Raw genomic sequence first — 15,508 nt, 5'->3', positions numbered from 1 at the left:
AATAGATCACGCCGCCACCGAACGTCGGGCCGGAACGACCCGCACCAGGGACTCGCTCGCCAGAGCCACCTATCGATCCGCGCGGGAACCAACTACAGATCCTCACAACCCGCCGACCTCGTCGACGCCCGAGGGCGCGGGGTCACCTGTCGATCGAAGTCACATCTGGACCGCAAGGGCCAAACCCGGCCCCCTTGTCCAGCCGGGGTCGGCCCGACCACGAACCCGACCATGCCCCTTGTCCACCTCTGCTACCGCCCCGACCACCGCCGCATTTCTCCTTGAACCACGTCCGCTACCCGCCACGGTCACACCGCGGACAAAGGGGACCCCCCGCACGCGGAGCCCAGGCCGACATCGCCCTCACCGCCCCGCAGGACCAAGTGCCGCTGCTGTTCTTCGAGGTCGACAACTGCCACGAGACCGCCGAGGAGCTCGCCGACACGATGGAGAAGCTTCGGGCAAGGGCTGCATGGTCGTTCGCCTGCTCCTGGGCCGCCCGCAGCGTCTGTGCTCGGTACTCCTCTTCAGCGCGGCAGCGACCTTCCCCCTCTGGGCGCATCCCCCGCCCACACGTCGATGGCCTTGCGGGCATGGCTCACAAACTGCTCTAGCTTGTTCGACGCATGGTTGAGGAAACGCCGGATGCGATGGGACTCGTTCGCCCCAAGCGCGTCTCTGCCCTCTCGGCCAAGCGTTCTCGCCTGGATCGCTGTTGCGCAGGCTGACAGCGACGTGGTCAACTCGCCTGCCATACGAGCCAGTTCCTCCGGGCCTTCGAGCTCGACGGCAGTCCGGGCATCGGCCAGATCCTCTCGAATCGATCTGCGGGTTTCGTCCAGAGCACCGCGCGGCCCGTCAAGATCATGGCCGGGTCTGGCCAACTCGGCTTCGATACCCCTCAGCGCCCCATGAACCCCCATCAGCTTTGATTGTGAAGGCGGCATAAGCATCCCGGCGCAGTTGGCGACGCCAGTGGCGATGCTCAGCTCGAGCCTGCCGCTGCCCCGCCATCCCGGCAATGATCGCTGCAAGGGTGGTTCTCACTACGCCCGTCAATGGGCGCTCGTGAACCTCAAGTCCGGTCCATTGGCAGCCGCATGAAATGCCCTGCGACCATTTGGGAGCGCGTCGACCAACTCGCGCGGGCCGACGACGGCGCCGCGAACGGCCCTGCGGCTTCGACAGAGCCGTCTACCGACGCCGCAACGGCGTCGAACGCTGCTTCCACCGGCTCAAACAGTGGCGCGGCATCGCCACCCGCTACGACAAACAGCCCAGCCGCTACCTCGCCGCCCTCACCCTGGCCAGCACACTCATCTGGCTCGAGACGTGATCGACAAGACGCTGCCTGGGCGCCGGACTCGCCGAGGCCCTCGGGCCTGGACTGTTCATCGCGCTCTGCATCACCTGGGGTCGCCCGGGCTGGTACGTCGTGGGTGCTATGTTCGCCCTGACGGGCCTGGCGGCACCGCCTGCCGTCCGCTGGGCGCAACACCGCCAGCGCGGTCGGCAGACACGTTCCGTATCTCCGGAGAAGGCGCCCACAGCATGGGTGGCCTCCTCGCGCAATTGGATGGCGAGGGGGTCCAAGTCGGATTCGAACGTCAGCCGCTTGATGTTGCGGATCTGGTCGGCCAGGACTTCCAGGAGGATCGGGACGGTGGCCGCTGCTGAGTCGGGTTCCTTGGCGGCGGTCACGGCGACCGTCATCAGGACCTCGATCAGGTCGTCTTCCTCGTCGCCCTGGTTGGGAGTGATGGGGAACTTCGTGCCCTGGGGCACGAGCACGATGCCCCGGCCGGTGAGCGGGAGCGGGCGATGGCGGCCACCGCGGCGTTGAGGACGACCGTGAGCGATTCTTCGAGGAGGCGGGCTGCGTGACCTGAAGCAGGGTGCGTGTGATGCCTGCGGCCGTTTACGCGCGGTTCATGCCGGACTCATCTGGGCCGGAAACGATCAACCTCCACATCTGGAGGTGTGCGTGAACACTCGAAGGACGACTGGCCTGTTGGTCTTGATCATGTCCGTGGTGGTGACGCTCTTACCGGGCCTGACGTCCCCGGCGTCAGCGGCGGACCGGGACCTGACTTTCACCCTGAACGCGTCGGACCTCGGCGTGGAGCCCGCCATGCTGCGGGACATGGTGCCGGAGATGCAGGCGGACATCAGGGAGCACGGCGGACTGGGCCCCGCGGTCAAGCAGGCGCTCGTGGACGGTCAGGTGAGCGGAACCGCCTTCGACACCTCGCAGTGGCCGAACTTCGACGGCACGGTGGACCTGGCCTCCGACGACGCCGGGCTGGTCGTCAGTGTTCCGGCCGGGGAGATCACCACTTCGTGGTCCTGGAAGACCGTAGCCGCCGGGCTGATCGCCTGGACCACGGGATACGGGGTCAGGGCGATCTGCATCTCGATTCTGACGGCCACCGGGGTGGGTGCCGCCACCATCCCGGTCGTGTGCACTCCCATCCAGGGGGCGATCACCGGCGTCATGGGGGCGCTCATGACGAACGTGTTGAACAACACCCTGGGCACCCCCAAGGCGACCAGCGAGATCATCATCGCCGGGCTGATCGGACTGGCCGGCGGCGTCGTGTGGGAGAAGTGGATCGCCCCGTGGGCGAAGGCGAATCTCGCCGATGCCATCAAGAGAGTCGGCACCTGGATCAGGGGCAGAGTGCCCTGGCTCGGCTCCTGGTTCGGCAACGGGATCGCCGAGGAGGCGGACGGGCTGGGTCACCAGCTCGAGGAGCTGGAGGATCTCCTCAATGAAACGATGAGGGACTGGGGTGGGCTGCGTACCCCGCTGCGGGTGATGCCGCTCGGAGACTCGATCACCTACGGCGTGGAAAGCTCCGACGGGAACGGATACCGCGACGAGTTGTACGACCACCTGAAGAACAGTGCGAGCAGCGTCGACTTCGTCGGGACGGTGAAGGCCGGCTCGATGAGCGACCGCGACAACGAGGGCCACCCGGGCGACCGGATCGACGAGATCGGTGCCTTCGCCTATTGCAGCGTCCCGCGGTACCAGCCGAACGTGATCACCCTGCACGCCGGCACCAACGACATGAACCAGAACTACCAACTGTCGTCCGCCCCGACCCGGCTCAAGAAGCTGATCAACGAGGCGTTGGCGGACTCACCACGTGCGACGGTGCTGGTCGCACAGCTCATCCCAACCGGCAAGGCCGGGCTGCAGCCACGCATCGACGCGTACAACGCGGCGCTGCCCGGCATGGTGCGGGACCTGCAGGGCGAGGGAAGGCACGTGCTCCTGGTGGACATGAAGCGGGTGCTGATCAGTGACGGACTGCAGAACGACGCACACCCGACGGACGCCGGATACGCCAAGATGGCCGATGCCTGGTACGGCGCCGTACTGGCGGCGAACGCCAAGGGCTGGCTTCAGACCCCGCTGCCCGAGGAAGGGCCTGACGACTGCGATCCCGCTGACTCTCCCGTCGGTTCGTCGGACCCTGGGGACTCTCCCATAGGGTCCGGCGAGACGGCTCTCGGCTCGGGATGGCGCAAGCTGGGCGTGATCGCCCCCGGATACGGCGACACCATAGGCCGCACGATCATCACCGAGCTCAATGGCGACCAGCGGGCCGATTACCTGCAGGTCCGTCAGGACGGCAGCTTCCGCGCGTCGGTGAACACCGTCGGCACACCCGGACACCCCCATTGGGTGGACGTGGGGGACTACGCCCCGGAAGACGGCGTCGATGCGGACCAAGTACGGTTCGCCGACCTCAACGGGGACGGACGCGACGACTACCTGGTAGTCAGTTCCGACAGCAAGGTACGGGCCTACATCAACTTCCGCGGGCCGGGCGACAGACTCAGGTTCGTCTACGCGGGGACCGCCTTCGACGAGGAGTCGTTCAACCGGGACAACCTCCGCTTCGCGGACGTCACCGGGGACGGGCGCGACGACATCCTGCGGGTCAGCGCGCAGGGCGCGGTCCACGTGTACCGGAACATGTGGGATCCCAACAGCGGGCAGGTCGGCAGCGGACCACAGCCGCCGGCCTGGCGGCTGTGGCTCGACTGGGCCGGTGGCACCCGGGGCTCATCGCTGGAAGCCGTCCGGTTCGCCGATGCCGACGGTGATGGCCAGGCCGACTACCTTCAGGTCGGCGTGGAGGGCGCGGTGCATGCCTTCCTCAACCGCGGTGGCGGGGGCAACGGCAGCTTCCAGGCCCGCTACGACTGGGCCCACGCCTCCAACTACCCGCGCAAGTATGTTCAGTTCGCCGACATCAGCGGCGACGGCAAGGCCGACTATCTGGTGGTTTACGACGGCGGCGCAGTCCGCGCCTGGCTGAACCGCGGCGGCAACTAGGGTCCGTTTCCAAACGGATCTTGCCCAGAGTAGGAATGACGCGAGACTGACCGCTGCCTCGTAGGAGGTGGCGGTCTTGTCGTATCTGGTGGCGATGCCGCGGAAGCCTTTGAGCTGGTTGAAGCAGCGTTCGACGACGTTGCGCCGACGGTAGATGTGCCGGTCGAAATGCCGGTGGCCTGCCTCCGTGGCGGCCGCGGTTGCGGCGGTGTCGCTGCTGGTCGTTCTTCTCCGGGATCGTGCGCGCGATGCCGCGCCTGCGCAGGTAGGCGCGGAAGCCGCGGGAGCTGTAGGCCTTGTCGGCACGATCTGGTCGGGTCTGCAGCGGGGCGGCCGAGGCCGGTTCGCGGGACGCGGATGCGTTCCAGCAGGGGGCGTTCACAGGTGCTGTCGTGGCGTTGGCCTGGGGTCAGCAGGACGGCGAGGGGACGGCCGCGGCAGTCGCAGGCGAGGTGGATTTTGGTGGTCAGTCCTCCTCGGGATCGGCCGAGGGCGTGATCGTCCGATTCGTCCGGCCGGTGGATCCCCCCTTTCGTCCCGTCGCGGCGGCGTGCTGGCGGGCGCGGACGATGGTGAAGTCGATCTGGACGAGCCAGTCGATGTCCCGGCCGGGTCCGCGCGAGCCTGGATCTGCGCGATGAGCTCGGGTGAGCAAGCCGTCCAGGGCGTAGCGGCGGAAGCGGGTGTAGACCGTCTTCCGCGGTCCGTAGCGTTCCGGCAGGTCCCGCCAGGAGGCTCCGGTCCGGATCTTGTAGACCATCCCACGGGCACCGGGGCTCACCACCTGCTTGTCTCTGTCTCGGCCGCCTGCTGAACGAACACAGCGCGGGTTCGGCGGGCCGCTCGTCGACGTGCTCGATCGTGAGGCCGGCGGCGCGGGCCTGCTCCTTCCAGGCCGGGGCGGTGCCAAGTCGCGCGGCCGGGCCATCACCAGCCGGCCGCCCGGAACCAGAGCACGTCCCAGTTCACGCAGTGCTGCGTTGCGGTCGGCGGCACCGCCGAAGGCGTCCACGCACACGATCCCGCGGGCGCCAGAGTCGGGCAGGTCGGTGTTCTCCAACTCGGCGACGCGAAAGGGGGACGCAGTGCCATTTACAGGAGTCTGTGCCCGAGGGCAGGGCCCCGTGGGTGCCAGTCCGGCGCTGAGGAGAAGGGGCGGCAGATACAGCCGTCAGGATTCGGCGGCGGACACGTGGCGAGCCAACTCGATGGCAAGGCGTCGCATGACCGTGCGGTTGGCGTGCCGCATCGTGGGCCGCACGACTGGGGCCAGCAGCCGGTCGGCGAGAGGGGCGCGCACCCACGTGTACGTGAACGAGATGTGGGTCCCACCGGTTCGCAGCGGTTCGATGGCGTAGGTGCCGTGAGCCAGTCGCCGGCCGGCCGCGCTGACGTTGTGTTCGACGATGCGCCGCGGCGCATCGGCCTCGATGACCTTGATAGTGACATCGGTCTTCGTGCCGCTCAGCGCGGCGGTGACGGTGGCGCACGATCCGACGCCCCGGGCGGGGCCGCTGTAGCGCCAGTTGGTCAGGTAGTGGTCGGTGAACCGCTCGTGGTGGGCCATGACGTCGAGGAAGCCGTAGACCTGCTCGGGAGTCTGAGGTACGTCGATCGACACGGTGACAGGCTTCATGTACCACACGGTACATGCGGCATGTACCGATTGGTACAGTCGTGACGTGGACACCATGGATGACTCGCACCCTGAGGGCGAGGCCGAGCAAGGAGCGCATGGGGATCGGCGCGCACAACTGGTGGACGCGGCTGTCGACCACGTTGCGGCACACGGCATAGCGGACCTGAGCCTGCGCGGGCTGGGCGCCGCGATCGGTGTCAGTCACCGCATGCTGATCCACTACTTCGGTTCCAAGGAACGCTTGCTCGTTGAGATCGTCCGGACGTCGGAGCGGCGCCAGCGCGATGTGCTGTCCCGGCTCCGCCTGGAGCCCGGTCACTCGCCCGCCGATGTCGCGCGGATGCTGTGGCGACAACTGACGGACCCTCGGCTGGCCGGTCAGGAGCGGCTCTTCTTCGAAATCTGCGGGCATGCGCTGCGCGGCCGCCCCGAGGCCGCCCCGGTCCTCGAAGGGCTGGTGACGGACTGGCTGGAGCCGCTCGTAGCCGCCGAGGTCGGTGCGGGGGCGGAGCCTGACGCGGCCCGGAACCGGGCCAGGCTGGGACTCGCCACCGTCCGCGGTCTGCTGCTCGACCTGCTCGCTACCGGTGACCGCGCCGGCGTTGACGCGGCGATGGAGGAGTTCCTCCTGATGTACTACGGCTCGGAGTGACGAGTCACCGATCAGGCAAAGCGGCTGGGCCAGACGTCGTGCCACCGTTCGAACGACGGTCCCACGGCCTGGCTGCCCCGATCAAGATCACAATCCAAAGCTGGAGCACTGGGGCCTGTTGCGAAAGTGGATCTTGGCCGTGGATGATCACGCCCTGTATGGCGTGGTGATCTGACGAATGGACAGTGGGCCCGGCTTGAGCCGTTGTTGCCGCAGGGCATCAAGCCGGGCCGTCCGCCGGTGTGGACGCGACGGCAGCTGATAGACGGCATCCGGTGGCGGACCCGTACCGGTGCTCCCTGGCGTGATGTGCCGGAACGCTACGGGCCCTGGGAACGGGTCTACGACCTGTTCCGGCGCTGGCAGCGCGATGGCACCTGGGCCAGGATCGTCACTCAGCTCCAAGCTCAGGCGGACGCGAAGGGCCTGATCACCTGGGACGTGAATATCGACCCCACCGTCTGCCGGGCCCACCAGCACGCCGCCGGGGCCTCGAAAAAGGGGATCTGCAAAAGGAACCGCCCGGCGGCATTGCCGTTGAGCCGGCCGACCATGCTCTCGGACGTTCCCGAGGCGGCCTGACCACCAAGATCCGCCTTGCCGTCGAGCAGGGGCAGAAGCCGCTGAGCGTCGTGGTCACAGCCGGCCAGCGGGGTGACTCGCCGCAATTCGAGCCGGTCCTGGAAGCCATCCGGGTACCCCGCCTTGGTCCGGGCAGGCCCCGCAGGCGGCCGGACCGGGTGCGGGCCGACAAAGCGTACGACTCCCGCCGCAACCGGGCCTACCTGCGCAGACGCGGGATCAAGGCGACCATCCCGGTCCCCGCCGACCGCGTCCGCAACCGCCAGAAACTCGGTGCCCGAGGCGGTCGGCCGCCGAAGTTCGACAAAACCGACTACAGCGAGCGGCATGTCGTCGAGTGCGGGATCAACCGCCTCAAGCGCCACCGGGCCGTGGCCACGAGATACGACAAGCTCGCCGTCCGCTACGAGGCGACCGTGTTGGTCGCAGTCCTCAACGAGTGGCTGTGACCAGCACCTTTCCAACAAACCCTAGTCGACCCTGACCACGTACTTGCCCTGCACCCCGCCCGCCTCCAGCGCCCGGTGTGCGGCCGCTGTCTCTTCCAGCGGGAAGACCGTGTCCACCGCCGGCCGCAGCTTCCCCTCTGTCACCTGGCGGGCGAGGTCGTCGAAGAGCGCACGTTCGGGGTTGCCGCTGAAGAAGCGCACCCGGCCGCGTCCGTGGACGGCGCTGGCCGCGATGTAGCCCAGCGAGGCGGCGGGCCGCGTCAGGTCGAAGGCGATGGTGACCATGCGTCCGCCCGGCTTCAGCATCCGCCGTACGGTACGCAGGTCGGTGCCCGCCGTGTCGAGGACCACGTCGAACAGCCCCAGTTCCGCAGGGGACACGGTCCGGTGGTCGACGGCGTGGTGGGCACCGAGCGTACGGACGAAGTCGAGGTTGGCAGCGCGGGCCAGGGCCGTGACCTCGGCACCGTACGCCTGTCCCAGCTGGACGGCGGCGTTGCCGACGCCGCCCGCCGCGCCCCGTACAAGCAGCCGTTCGCCGGGGCGCAGTGCGGCCTTGTCGCGGAGGGCCGTGACGGCCGTGGTGGCCACCGGCAGCGCGGCAGCGGCTACGAGGTCCAGTCCGTCCGGGACCCGGCCGAGCCGCTCGGGCCGTACCGTCACGTACTCGGCGGCGCTGCCGAATCCGGAGCTGCGGCCCAGGACGCCCCACACCTGGTCGCCGACCGCTAGGCCGGTCCCGCCGGTGCCGAGTGCGGCGATCTCGCCAGTGAAGTCCAGCCCGATGCGCTGCGGGAACTTCCGGCCGGTGATGAGGCGGGCCCGACCGGAACGGGCCGCCAGTTCGCCGCCGTTCACGCTGAACGCGCGCACGCGCACGAGGACCTCGCCGGGTGCCGGTCCGGGACGTGGCACCCGGCCCACATACAGCACCTCGGGGCCGCCGAAGCGGTCGAACAGTACGGCTTTCATCGTGCGGTCGTCCATCGTTGCGTTCTCACCTTCGCCACCAGTGGTCGTGCGGGGGATCGTGGCGCCGAGCGTAGGCTGGCAAGCGGACGAGATCGTCCATTTGACCGGAGGTGAGAGACAGCGGTGGGGGAATCCTCTCGGATCGCGGGGCAGGACAGTCTGCGGGCGGACGCCCGGCGCAACCGGCGGCGCATCCTTTCGGCTGCCCGCGTGGTCTTCGCCGAGCACGGCATCGACGCGCCCATGGCGACCGTGGCCCGGCGGGCGGGGGTCGGCGTGGCGACGCTGTACCGGCGTTTCCCGACGCGGGACGCACTGGTGCGGGCCGCGTTCGCGCACCAGATGGACACCTGCGCTCGGGCGCTCACCGAGGCGCTGGCCGACCCCGATCCGTGGCAGGGCTTCCAGCGACTGGTCGAGACGGTCTGCGAACTACAACGGGAGGAACGGGGCTTCCCGGCCGCGTTCGTCGCGGCCTTTCCGGACAGCACGCGAGAACACGCGCGGGTACGGGAACAGGCCGAGCGGGACTTCATGACCCTGGTCCGCAGGGCTCAGGCGGCGGGCGTGCTGCGGGCCGACTTCCACCCCTCCGACTTTGCCGTGGCCCTGTTGTCCCACTGCGGTCTGGTCACCGCATTGCCGGATGACCGTGCCGCGTCCCGGCGTCTGGTGGCGTACTTGCTCCAGTCGTTCCGCGCCGAGGCGGCCCACGGAGCGCTGCCAGCGCCGAGCGCACTGTCGCTGCGCAGTCTTCCGCTCGCGGCCCACGGCTCCCAGGGACAGCGGTCCTCCGGAGCCTGATACGAAGCGGCGCCTGCCGCGTGGCCGCCCTTCGGGTGACCGCGCCACTTTCGCAACAGGCCCTAAGCGTCGATCAGGTCCTGGGGGGAAGCCGTACGAGCAACGAGTTCTCCGACATCGCCGACCGGGCGATGAAGGACCAGATGACCTACCGCGGCTTCCTCACCGAACTGCTGATGGCCGAATGCGACGAACGTGCCCGCCGCAGGTCGGAAGGCAGGATCAAGGCGGCCGGCTTGCCTCGGGCGAAGTCCCTGCGGTTATCCGTAGCGGTGTAGCTGCCTGGCAAGGTCGCTGTTCAGGAAGCTGCGGACGCGTCCGAAGATGGCTGAGGTTCGGCCTCTGCCCAGTTGGAAGTAAGCCGCCGTCCTGTTGGAGTGGTGCATCCATAGGATCACGTCATGACTGCCGATGCCCCGCTCACACGAGAGTTGTTCCGACGCCTCCACCCGATCAGCGCGCCCAGGGCCGGTGTCTCAGTTGCCGGATCGTGTCTGGACTGACGAGGGCTGGGACCGGATCCGGCGCGGATGTCGAGCCCGGGACATGGATGAGAAGTGGAACGTCTTCGCCGAAGGCGACGTCGTTTTCATGCACCGGAGTTGGACCGGTCAGGGAGTCTATGAGGCGTCCTTTTCCCCCGTGGCTGATGGTGGGAGGAGGATCGCCTCCGCTGTGGTGGAGGTGTTTTTGAACCGGGAAGCGGAGGGTCTTCCTCGGTGTGCCGTGCCGCCGTTCGTCAACCCACGGGGGCACGCGCGAAGTTGCGGGCCGGGGGTGTCAGAGGTGCCCGGTACGATCCGTTCATCAGATTGGGGAGGGCTCATGGCGACCAAGTGGACCTTGACGATCGACTGCGCGTACCCGTCCAGGCTGGCCGCGTTCTGGGCGCTGGCATTGGGCTATGCGGAGAAGCCCGCGCCCGCAGGGTTCGGGAGTTGGGAGGACTGGCTCTCGCACCATGGCGTTCCGGAGGACGAGTGGGATGACGGGGCGTATCTCTTGGATCCGGACGGCGTAGGCCCCACTTTGTCCTTCATGAAGGTGCCGGAGCCGAAGTTGGTGAAGAACCGGTTGCACCTCGACGTGCAAGTCGGTGGTGGCCGTGAAACGCCGTGGGAGGTGCGCTGGCCGCGTGTGGTCAAGGCAGTCGAGCGGTTGACCGCTGCGGGTGCGACTGTGGTCCGCGAGGACGAGTTGCAGGGCAGGCCGGATCACGTGGTGATGGCAGATCCGGAGGGTAACGAGTTCTGCGTGGTCTGAGAGGGCGTTAAGTCCGCTTCTTCAGGACGACGCTGAGTGACACGGTGCGCCCTGCCGGGCCCCGGGGTCAGCCGGTGGTGGCCGGGGTCTTCTTCGTCCAGCTGTCCGTGCGGGGGCCTTTGCGGGTGAGGCGCCTGGTCATCAACGTGATGAGCGACCAGGGCAGATGTGCCTCACTGTGCTGCGGGAGCCGTTCGTAGTCCCTTGCGTTGCGGCGGGCCCGCATAGTCCAGCCGATCGTGCGCTCGACACGTCAGCGACATGGGAGGACGACGAAGCCCTTGGCGCCCTTGGGCCGGTGGACGGTCTTGAGGGTGATGTGGAGGAAGTCGCGGGCCCAGTCGACGAGCTGGCCGGCGGAGGCGGAGTCGGCCCAGACCTGCGTGATCTGCGGATGCGTCAGACGCAGCCGCCAGAGCAGTTCGCGGGCGGCGTTCCGGTCGGTCATGTAGGCGGGCGTCACCAAGATCATGACGGGGAAGCCCTTCGTGTCCACCGCGAGGTGTCTCGCGGTTCGAGCAGGGCCCATTCGGCGGTGGTGGTGTTGGAGGGATAGCGGCGGCGCGTGGCGGTGGGCATGTCGGGCTCGGTAGAAGGGATCGGGCCGGCGGGAACCGGCTATTTGGTGAGCTGGGCGAGGGGGGCGCGGGCCCCGGTGAGCTGGGCGACGGCGAGTTGGTCCCATTCGTCGTCGGGGCAGCGGGCCAGGTGCGGATCGAGCGTGCCCGTGATGCCCGGTGGGACGGGCCTCGATCGGCGAGGCGCGGACCAGGTCGCCGTAGTGCTCCGCGAGCGGCCGTGCCGCGCGGGGCACGGCTACTCGCCCTTGAGGAGCTGGACGAGCTGCTCGTCCAGGGTGAACTCGCCGTGGTCGACCGCCGATTCCAGCCAGTCGGCCGCCGCCCTCACCTTCGCGATGCCCCTTCGGACGGTCTCGCGCTCGTCCTCGGTGAACTCCTGGCCCCGTAGCCGCGGAACCAGCCTGCCCAGGGCGGCGACATAGCTGTGGCAGGACCCGACCAGGCCCGATCGAGTCGGTGGGGGTGGCGGATGCCGTCGATGCGGGCGGTCCTGGAAACGCGGCGGAGGGCTGCTGCCGTGCGGGTGGATGAGCTCGAAGCGGAACTGAAGCGGGTGCGGGCAGACTTGGCGGATGCCGAGGAGGTTCTCAGGCTTCGGACGATCGGCCTCGAGCAGTATCTGGAAGCGCTCGCCGAGGAGGAACAGCCAGCCGAGACAGTCGTTGGCCCGTCGCCGAGGACGCCGGTGGGCCCGCGCCGTGCGGTGCCGCATCGCCAGAACGCGGCCGGGGTCGAAGACCTGTCGGTGGACTACCAGGCGGTGATGGCAGCCGCGGCCGAGGCCGGGAACGACGGGCTGAGGGCCCGGCGGGCGGCCGTGGTGCTTGGCTGGGACAGTGCCTCGGCCTCACGCGTCGAGGGCGCGAGAGCACGGCTGAAGAGGCTGGTGGAAAGGGGCTGGCTGGTGGAGACCAAGCCCAGGAGGTTCACCCTGCCGTCAGGACTGCAGGCCGACGAGATCGTGCGGCCAGGCGGCGGCTCATCAGGGCGATCATCGACCAGCGGATGACGGATTCGCTCGTGTCGGTGCGGCGTTCGTAGTCCCTGACCAGGCGGCGGCTGCGCAGAAACCACGCAAAGGACCGCTCGACGACCCAGCGGCGGGGCAGTGGCTGGAAGCCCCGGACGTCCTCACTGCGGCGGACGATGTCGAGGACGAGGCCGAGGTGCTGGCTGGTCCAGTCGGTGAGGTGCCCGGTGTAGCCGCCATCGGCCCAGACCGGGGCCAGCCGCCGGAAGCGGCCGGCCGCCGCTGGCAGAAGGGACCGGGCGCCGTCCCGATCAGTCGCGGACGCCGATGTGACCAGCACGGCCAGGAGAAGTCCGAGCGTGTCGGTGAGCAGGTGCCGCTTACGACCGTTGATCTTCTTGCCCGCGTCGAAGCACCGTGAGCCGAAGGCGACGGTGGCGTCTGCCTTCACCGACTGCGAGTCCACGACCCCCGCGCTCGGCTCGGCGCTGCGGCCTTCGCCGGCGCGGACGGCTTCCCGCAGCCGGTCGTGCAGCTCGGTGACCAGTCCCGCGTCCCGCCAGCGGGCGAAGAAGGCGTAGACGCGCGGCCAGGGCGGGAAGTCCGCGGGCATTGCCCGCCACTTGATGCCGTTGTCGACGAGGTAGCGCACTGCGTCGATCATCTGCCGGTGGCAGTAGCCCTCCGGACGCCCGCCGCGGCCCGAAAGCCAGCCCGGCACCGGCAGAAGGTCCCTCACCGAGGCCCACTCGGCATCGCTCATGTCCGAGCCGTATCGGGGCCGGCGCTGCGGCCGGTCGACCGCGTTCCCGAACCTGTGGGCGAGGCAGTCACACCCACGAGTGGACGAACTGGACTCGGCGCCCACGACCACGCGACACTTCGACAACAGGGCCTCTTGCTTCTCGCTGGACTCGACATCCGCGAGCTACCAAGAGGCCCTTCCCTCATGCACCCGACCCGGACAACTCACCCGAACCAGGCCCCCGTTCGAACCTGCCCGACCACGCGAGCGGATAGAGAACAGGCAGTGACATGCCCTTGCCAAGGTCACCGGGCTGGAGCGGATCACCGCAGGAGAGTCCCGGTCATACGCCCTGATGATGCCTACGGCCGTTGTCAGTGGGCGAGCGGAGAATCACCGGATGGCCCATGAACCGACGAAGGCCGGCGAGTCCGAGGACCTCGCCGTAACCGTCCGGCGCTGTCGCGTGCGACGTCGACGTCAACTTCCACCAAGACATCCGGCTGGACCAGCACGGCAGCCGTCCGACGCGTCAGGACGCCCTCGCAGCCGGAAAGGAGCCCGGCCGGTTTCACCTGGGCGGTAGGGGTGAGGTGCCGTTCAGCGACCTGGACGGCTCTGGCTCACCTCGTACAGTGTGCGCAGGCTCCGCAGGAATGTCTCCCTGTCAGCGGCTGGAATCTGTCCGAGCATGCGTTCCTCGCGGTTCTGGACGGCGGCTTGGACGAGGTCCCGGAGCTGGCGGCCCTCGGACGTGAGGGAGAGCAGGCGCACCCGGCGATCCTTGGGGTCGAGCCGACGGGTCAGCAGCCCGCGGGACTCCAGGTCGTCGAGTACGGCGATGATCCGGGTCTTGTCAGCATGGATGGCCTCGGCCAGTGCGGCTTGGGTGCGCAGCGGCGTCTCATCGAGGTAGGAAAGCACCGCGTACGCCCACATGGTCAGACCGTGGGCGTCGAGGACCGGCTGTTCAGCGGCCATCAGAGCACGGCCCAGGGGGACGACCATCGCGGCTAGGTCAAGGCGGGACGCGTTCCCGGGAGCTGCGTTCATGTGGATGAAAGTAGCCCGTTGACAAATCGTATGCTCAAGTAGATCGTAAGCGCATGCTTACGAATATGTTGAGGTCGCCATGGATACCCGGGCCGGACCACGACCGCCGGGGCCCCGTCCTGGTCAGCGTCACCGACTTCAGGCTCGACAGGGTCACGGACCTGCCCGGGATCCACCGCGCGGCCCGCAGACTCGCGACGGGCTGGCCAGAGCTGGAAGGGGCGTACGGGATGTGGCTCTGGGCGCGCCCCACCGCCCGTCGCTGCGGTGCCGTGGCTGTCTGGCGCGACGAGACTGCCTTGCAACGGTTCGTCGCCTGGCCGCCACACGTCGAGATCATGCGCGCGTACCGGGGGAGAGGTGCCCTGACCTCCACCACCTGGCGCTCGGACGCGTTCGATCCGACGGAGACCTGGGCCCGCGCCCGGACCGGCCTACAGCCCTACGTCCGTCGTCGCGGCTGTCGCTGATCGGGCGCAAATCAGCTGCTGGCAGACCTCGCGGCCGCTGCGCGAGCATCGGCCTTCCCCCTGAAACCGAGTTCGACCACAGGACCACACACGCGCCGGGCAGTTGCTTCTCAGGACCGACGACCTGGCGACCGTGTGAAGCCGAGGATCAATGCGAGCGGGGGAGACCTCCCCTGCACGACACGAATATTGGAGGCTCCATGAAACCCGTGCGGTCACTTTTCCCGACACGCAAGGCCGCATCCATGGCGGCTGCGGCCGCCTTGGCGGTCTGCGCCACCGGCGTCACCGGCGCGACGGCGGCCGGGAAGTCGGCACAACGGCCGCTGCACGCGAGCGTGACCGGGACCGCCGAGTTCCGGCTGCCGTATCTGGACGATGACCACATCCGTTCGATCACGGTGGAAGCACATGCCGCTCCCTACAGCAGGCCGATCCCTCAATCGGCCAGTGGGTTACCGACCGACGCCTACGGGACGGTAAGGATCTCCCACTACGCACCCGGGGAGGGCAGGACGGCCACGGCCACCGGCACGGTCGACTGCCTGGTGACCGCACCCGGCACCGCAACCCTGACCGCCGTCATCACCGAGGTGAGCGCCGGTGGCCCGGACTGGGTGGGCATGCGGCTGGGAGTCAGTGTCCAAGACGGTGGCGAGGACAGGCCCGGAAAAGTGTCACGCGACCGGGTGGGCTTCTCCTGGGACGGCGGGGTGAATTGGACTCCCGGCTCCGAGGCGCATAGGGACGAGGTGAACTCCTGCCTGGCACCGGCCCCGTTCGCCCCGGTCACGAAGGGCGGATACCAGGTCCGGCACGCTGATCTCCCGTACTGGCCGACAGGCTGAATCCCGGCGGAACAATTGCGGCCGGCTTGCCGCTTAAGACGTCATCTCATTTGGTTGCCTGGGTAGGCTGTCGGCCGTGGTGGGGATAGTTGAGCGGCTGGTGCCGGACGAGTTATGGGAGCTGTTCCA

At 68.5% G+C, this 15,508-nt stretch carries 15 protein-coding genes and 4 pseudogenes; 9 read left to right on the top strand and 10 right to left on the bottom strand.

Going from position 1 to position 15,508, the window contains the following annotated elements; genetic code table 11:
• Positions 1–527: 527 nt before the first annotated feature.
• Positions 528–1,034: a hypothetical protein gene (locus ACIRS4_RS00095; protein WP_404187644.1), complete on the bottom strand. Its 507-nt coding sequence runs from the start codon at positions 1,032–1,034 to the stop codon at positions 528–530.
• A 71-nt stretch (positions 1,035–1,105) separates the two neighbouring features.
• Between ACIRS4_RS00095 and ACIRS4_RS00090 the strand changes: the two genes are divergently transcribed.
• A complete protein-coding gene (locus tag ACIRS4_RS00090) occupies positions 1,106–1,336 on the top strand; it encodes a transposase (protein ID WP_404187642.1) in 231 nt (76 codons plus the stop codon).
• Here ACIRS4_RS00090 and ACIRS4_RS00085 read toward each other — a convergent pair.
• On the bottom strand, positions 1,285–1,785 hold the full coding sequence (locus ACIRS4_RS00085) for a hypothetical protein (protein ID WP_404189827.1): 501 nt from the start codon (positions 1,783–1,785) through the stop codon (positions 1,285–1,287). The genes ACIRS4_RS00090 and ACIRS4_RS00085 overlap by 52 nt on opposite strands.
• 247 nt (positions 1,786–2,032) lie before the next feature.
• On the opposite strand from ACIRS4_RS00085, the gene ACIRS4_RS00080 reads away from it, so the two are divergent.
• The gene (locus ACIRS4_RS00080) at positions 2,033–4,351 is read left to right on the top strand and encodes an FG-GAP-like repeat-containing protein (RefSeq protein WP_404187640.1); all 2,319 of its coding nucleotides are present in this window, start codon (positions 2,033–2,035) and stop codon (positions 4,349–4,351) included.
• A gap of 18 nt (positions 4,352–4,369) precedes the next feature.
• Here ACIRS4_RS00080 and ACIRS4_RS00075 read toward each other — a convergent pair.
• The 3 genes and pseudogenes from ACIRS4_RS00075 to ACIRS4_RS00065 form a co-directional block, all read right to left on the bottom strand.
• A pseudogene (locus tag ACIRS4_RS00075) lies at positions 4,370–5,165 on the bottom strand (IS5 family transposase); the annotation flags it as partial.
• Positions 5,166–5,336: 171 nt separating this feature from the next.
• Positions 5,337–5,411: pseudogene (locus ACIRS4_RS00070) on the bottom strand (hypothetical protein); the annotation flags it as partial.
• Positions 5,412–5,522: 111 nt separating this feature from the next.
• Positions 5,523–5,987: an SRPBCC family protein gene (locus tag ACIRS4_RS00065; protein ID WP_404187638.1), complete on the bottom strand. Its 465-nt coding sequence runs from the start codon at positions 5,985–5,987 to the stop codon at positions 5,523–5,525.
• 55 nt (positions 5,988–6,042) lie between these two features.
• On the opposite strand from ACIRS4_RS00065, the gene ACIRS4_RS00060 reads away from it, so the two are divergent.
• Positions 6,043–6,642, top strand: coding sequence for a TetR/AcrR family transcriptional regulator (locus ACIRS4_RS00060; RefSeq protein WP_404189706.1), 600 nt, complete (start codon positions 6,043–6,045; stop codon positions 6,640–6,642).
• Positions 6,643–6,813: 171 nt separating this feature from the next.
• Positions 6,814–7,673 (top strand): IS5 family transposase gene (locus tag ACIRS4_RS00055; RefSeq protein WP_404189704.1). Its coding sequence is split into 2 segments (ribosomal slippage): positions 6,814–7,165 and positions 7,165–7,673, totalling 861 coding nucleotides; the frame shifts between segments, so codons are not numbered across the junction.
• Between the two features lie 21 nt (positions 7,674–7,694).
• Here the strand turns inward: ACIRS4_RS00055 and ACIRS4_RS00050 are convergent.
• Positions 7,695–8,660 (bottom strand): NAD(P)-dependent alcohol dehydrogenase, encoded by a 966-nt coding sequence (locus ACIRS4_RS00050; protein ID WP_404187636.1) that lies wholly within the window; start codon positions 8,658–8,660, stop codon positions 7,695–7,697.
• Between the two features lie 108 nt (positions 8,661–8,768).
• Here ACIRS4_RS00050 and ACIRS4_RS00045 point away from each other — a divergent pair, with 108 nt between their 5' ends.
• The 3 genes and pseudogenes from ACIRS4_RS00045 (at position 8,769) to ACIRS4_RS00035 (ending at position 10,712) form a co-directional block, all read left to right on the top strand.
• Positions 8,769–9,449: a TetR/AcrR family transcriptional regulator gene (locus ACIRS4_RS00045; RefSeq protein WP_030578230.1), complete on the top strand. Its 681-nt coding sequence runs from the start codon at positions 8,769–8,771 to the stop codon at positions 9,447–9,449.
• A 104-nt stretch (positions 9,450–9,553) separates the two neighbouring features.
• Positions 9,554–9,709 (top strand): annotated as a pseudogene (locus ACIRS4_RS00040) (AAA family ATPase); the annotation flags it as partial.
• Positions 9,710–10,274: 565 nt separating this feature from the next.
• The gene (locus ACIRS4_RS00035) at positions 10,275–10,712 is read left to right on the top strand and encodes a VOC family protein (protein WP_404187634.1); all 438 of its coding nucleotides are present in this window, start codon (positions 10,275–10,277) and stop codon (positions 10,710–10,712) included.
• A 76-nt stretch (positions 10,713–10,788) separates the two neighbouring features.
• Here the strand turns inward: ACIRS4_RS00035 and ACIRS4_RS00030 are convergent.
• A pseudogene (locus ACIRS4_RS00030) lies at positions 10,789–11,220 on the bottom strand (transposase); the annotation flags it as partial.
• 308 nt (positions 11,221–11,528) lie between these two features.
• A complete protein-coding gene (locus tag ACIRS4_RS00025) occupies positions 11,529–11,693 on the bottom strand; it encodes a DUF6192 family protein (RefSeq protein WP_404189701.1) in 165 nt (54 codons plus the stop codon).
• 69 nt (positions 11,694–11,762) lie between these two features.
• On the opposite strand from ACIRS4_RS00025, the gene ACIRS4_RS00020 reads away from it, so the two are divergent.
• Positions 11,763–12,302: a hypothetical protein gene (locus ACIRS4_RS00020; protein ID WP_404189698.1), complete on the top strand. Its 540-nt coding sequence runs from the start codon at positions 11,763–11,765 to the stop codon at positions 12,300–12,302.
• On the opposite strand, the gene ACIRS4_RS00015 is transcribed toward ACIRS4_RS00020, so the two are convergent.
• Both ACIRS4_RS00015 and ACIRS4_RS00010 read right to left on the bottom strand, forming a co-directional pair.
• Positions 12,220–13,026, bottom strand: coding sequence for an IS5 family transposase (locus ACIRS4_RS00015; protein WP_404187632.1), 807 nt, complete (start codon positions 13,024–13,026; stop codon positions 12,220–12,222). The two genes, ACIRS4_RS00020 and ACIRS4_RS00015, sit on opposite strands and share 83 nt — an antisense overlap.
• Before the next feature lie 582 nt (positions 13,027–13,608).
• A complete protein-coding gene (locus ACIRS4_RS00010) occupies positions 13,609–14,061 on the bottom strand; it encodes a MarR family winged helix-turn-helix transcriptional regulator (protein WP_404187630.1) in 453 nt (150 codons plus the stop codon).
• 715 nt (positions 14,062–14,776) lie between these two features.
• On the opposite strand from ACIRS4_RS00010, the gene ACIRS4_RS00005 reads away from it, so the two are divergent.
• On the top strand, positions 14,777–15,379 hold the full coding sequence (locus ACIRS4_RS00005; RefSeq protein WP_404187628.1) for a hypothetical protein: 603 nt from the start codon (positions 14,777–14,779) through the stop codon (positions 15,377–15,379).
• The last annotated feature ends 129 nt before the right edge of the window (positions 15,380–15,508 follow it).

Source organism: Streptomyces sp. NPDC101166 (assembly GCF_044768125.1).
Lineage (GTDB): Bacteria > Actinomycetota > Actinomycetes > Streptomycetales > Streptomycetaceae > Streptomyces.
The sequence above is the reverse complement of the archived record's forward strand: the minus strand, read 5'-3'. Positions and strand labels throughout refer to the sequence as shown.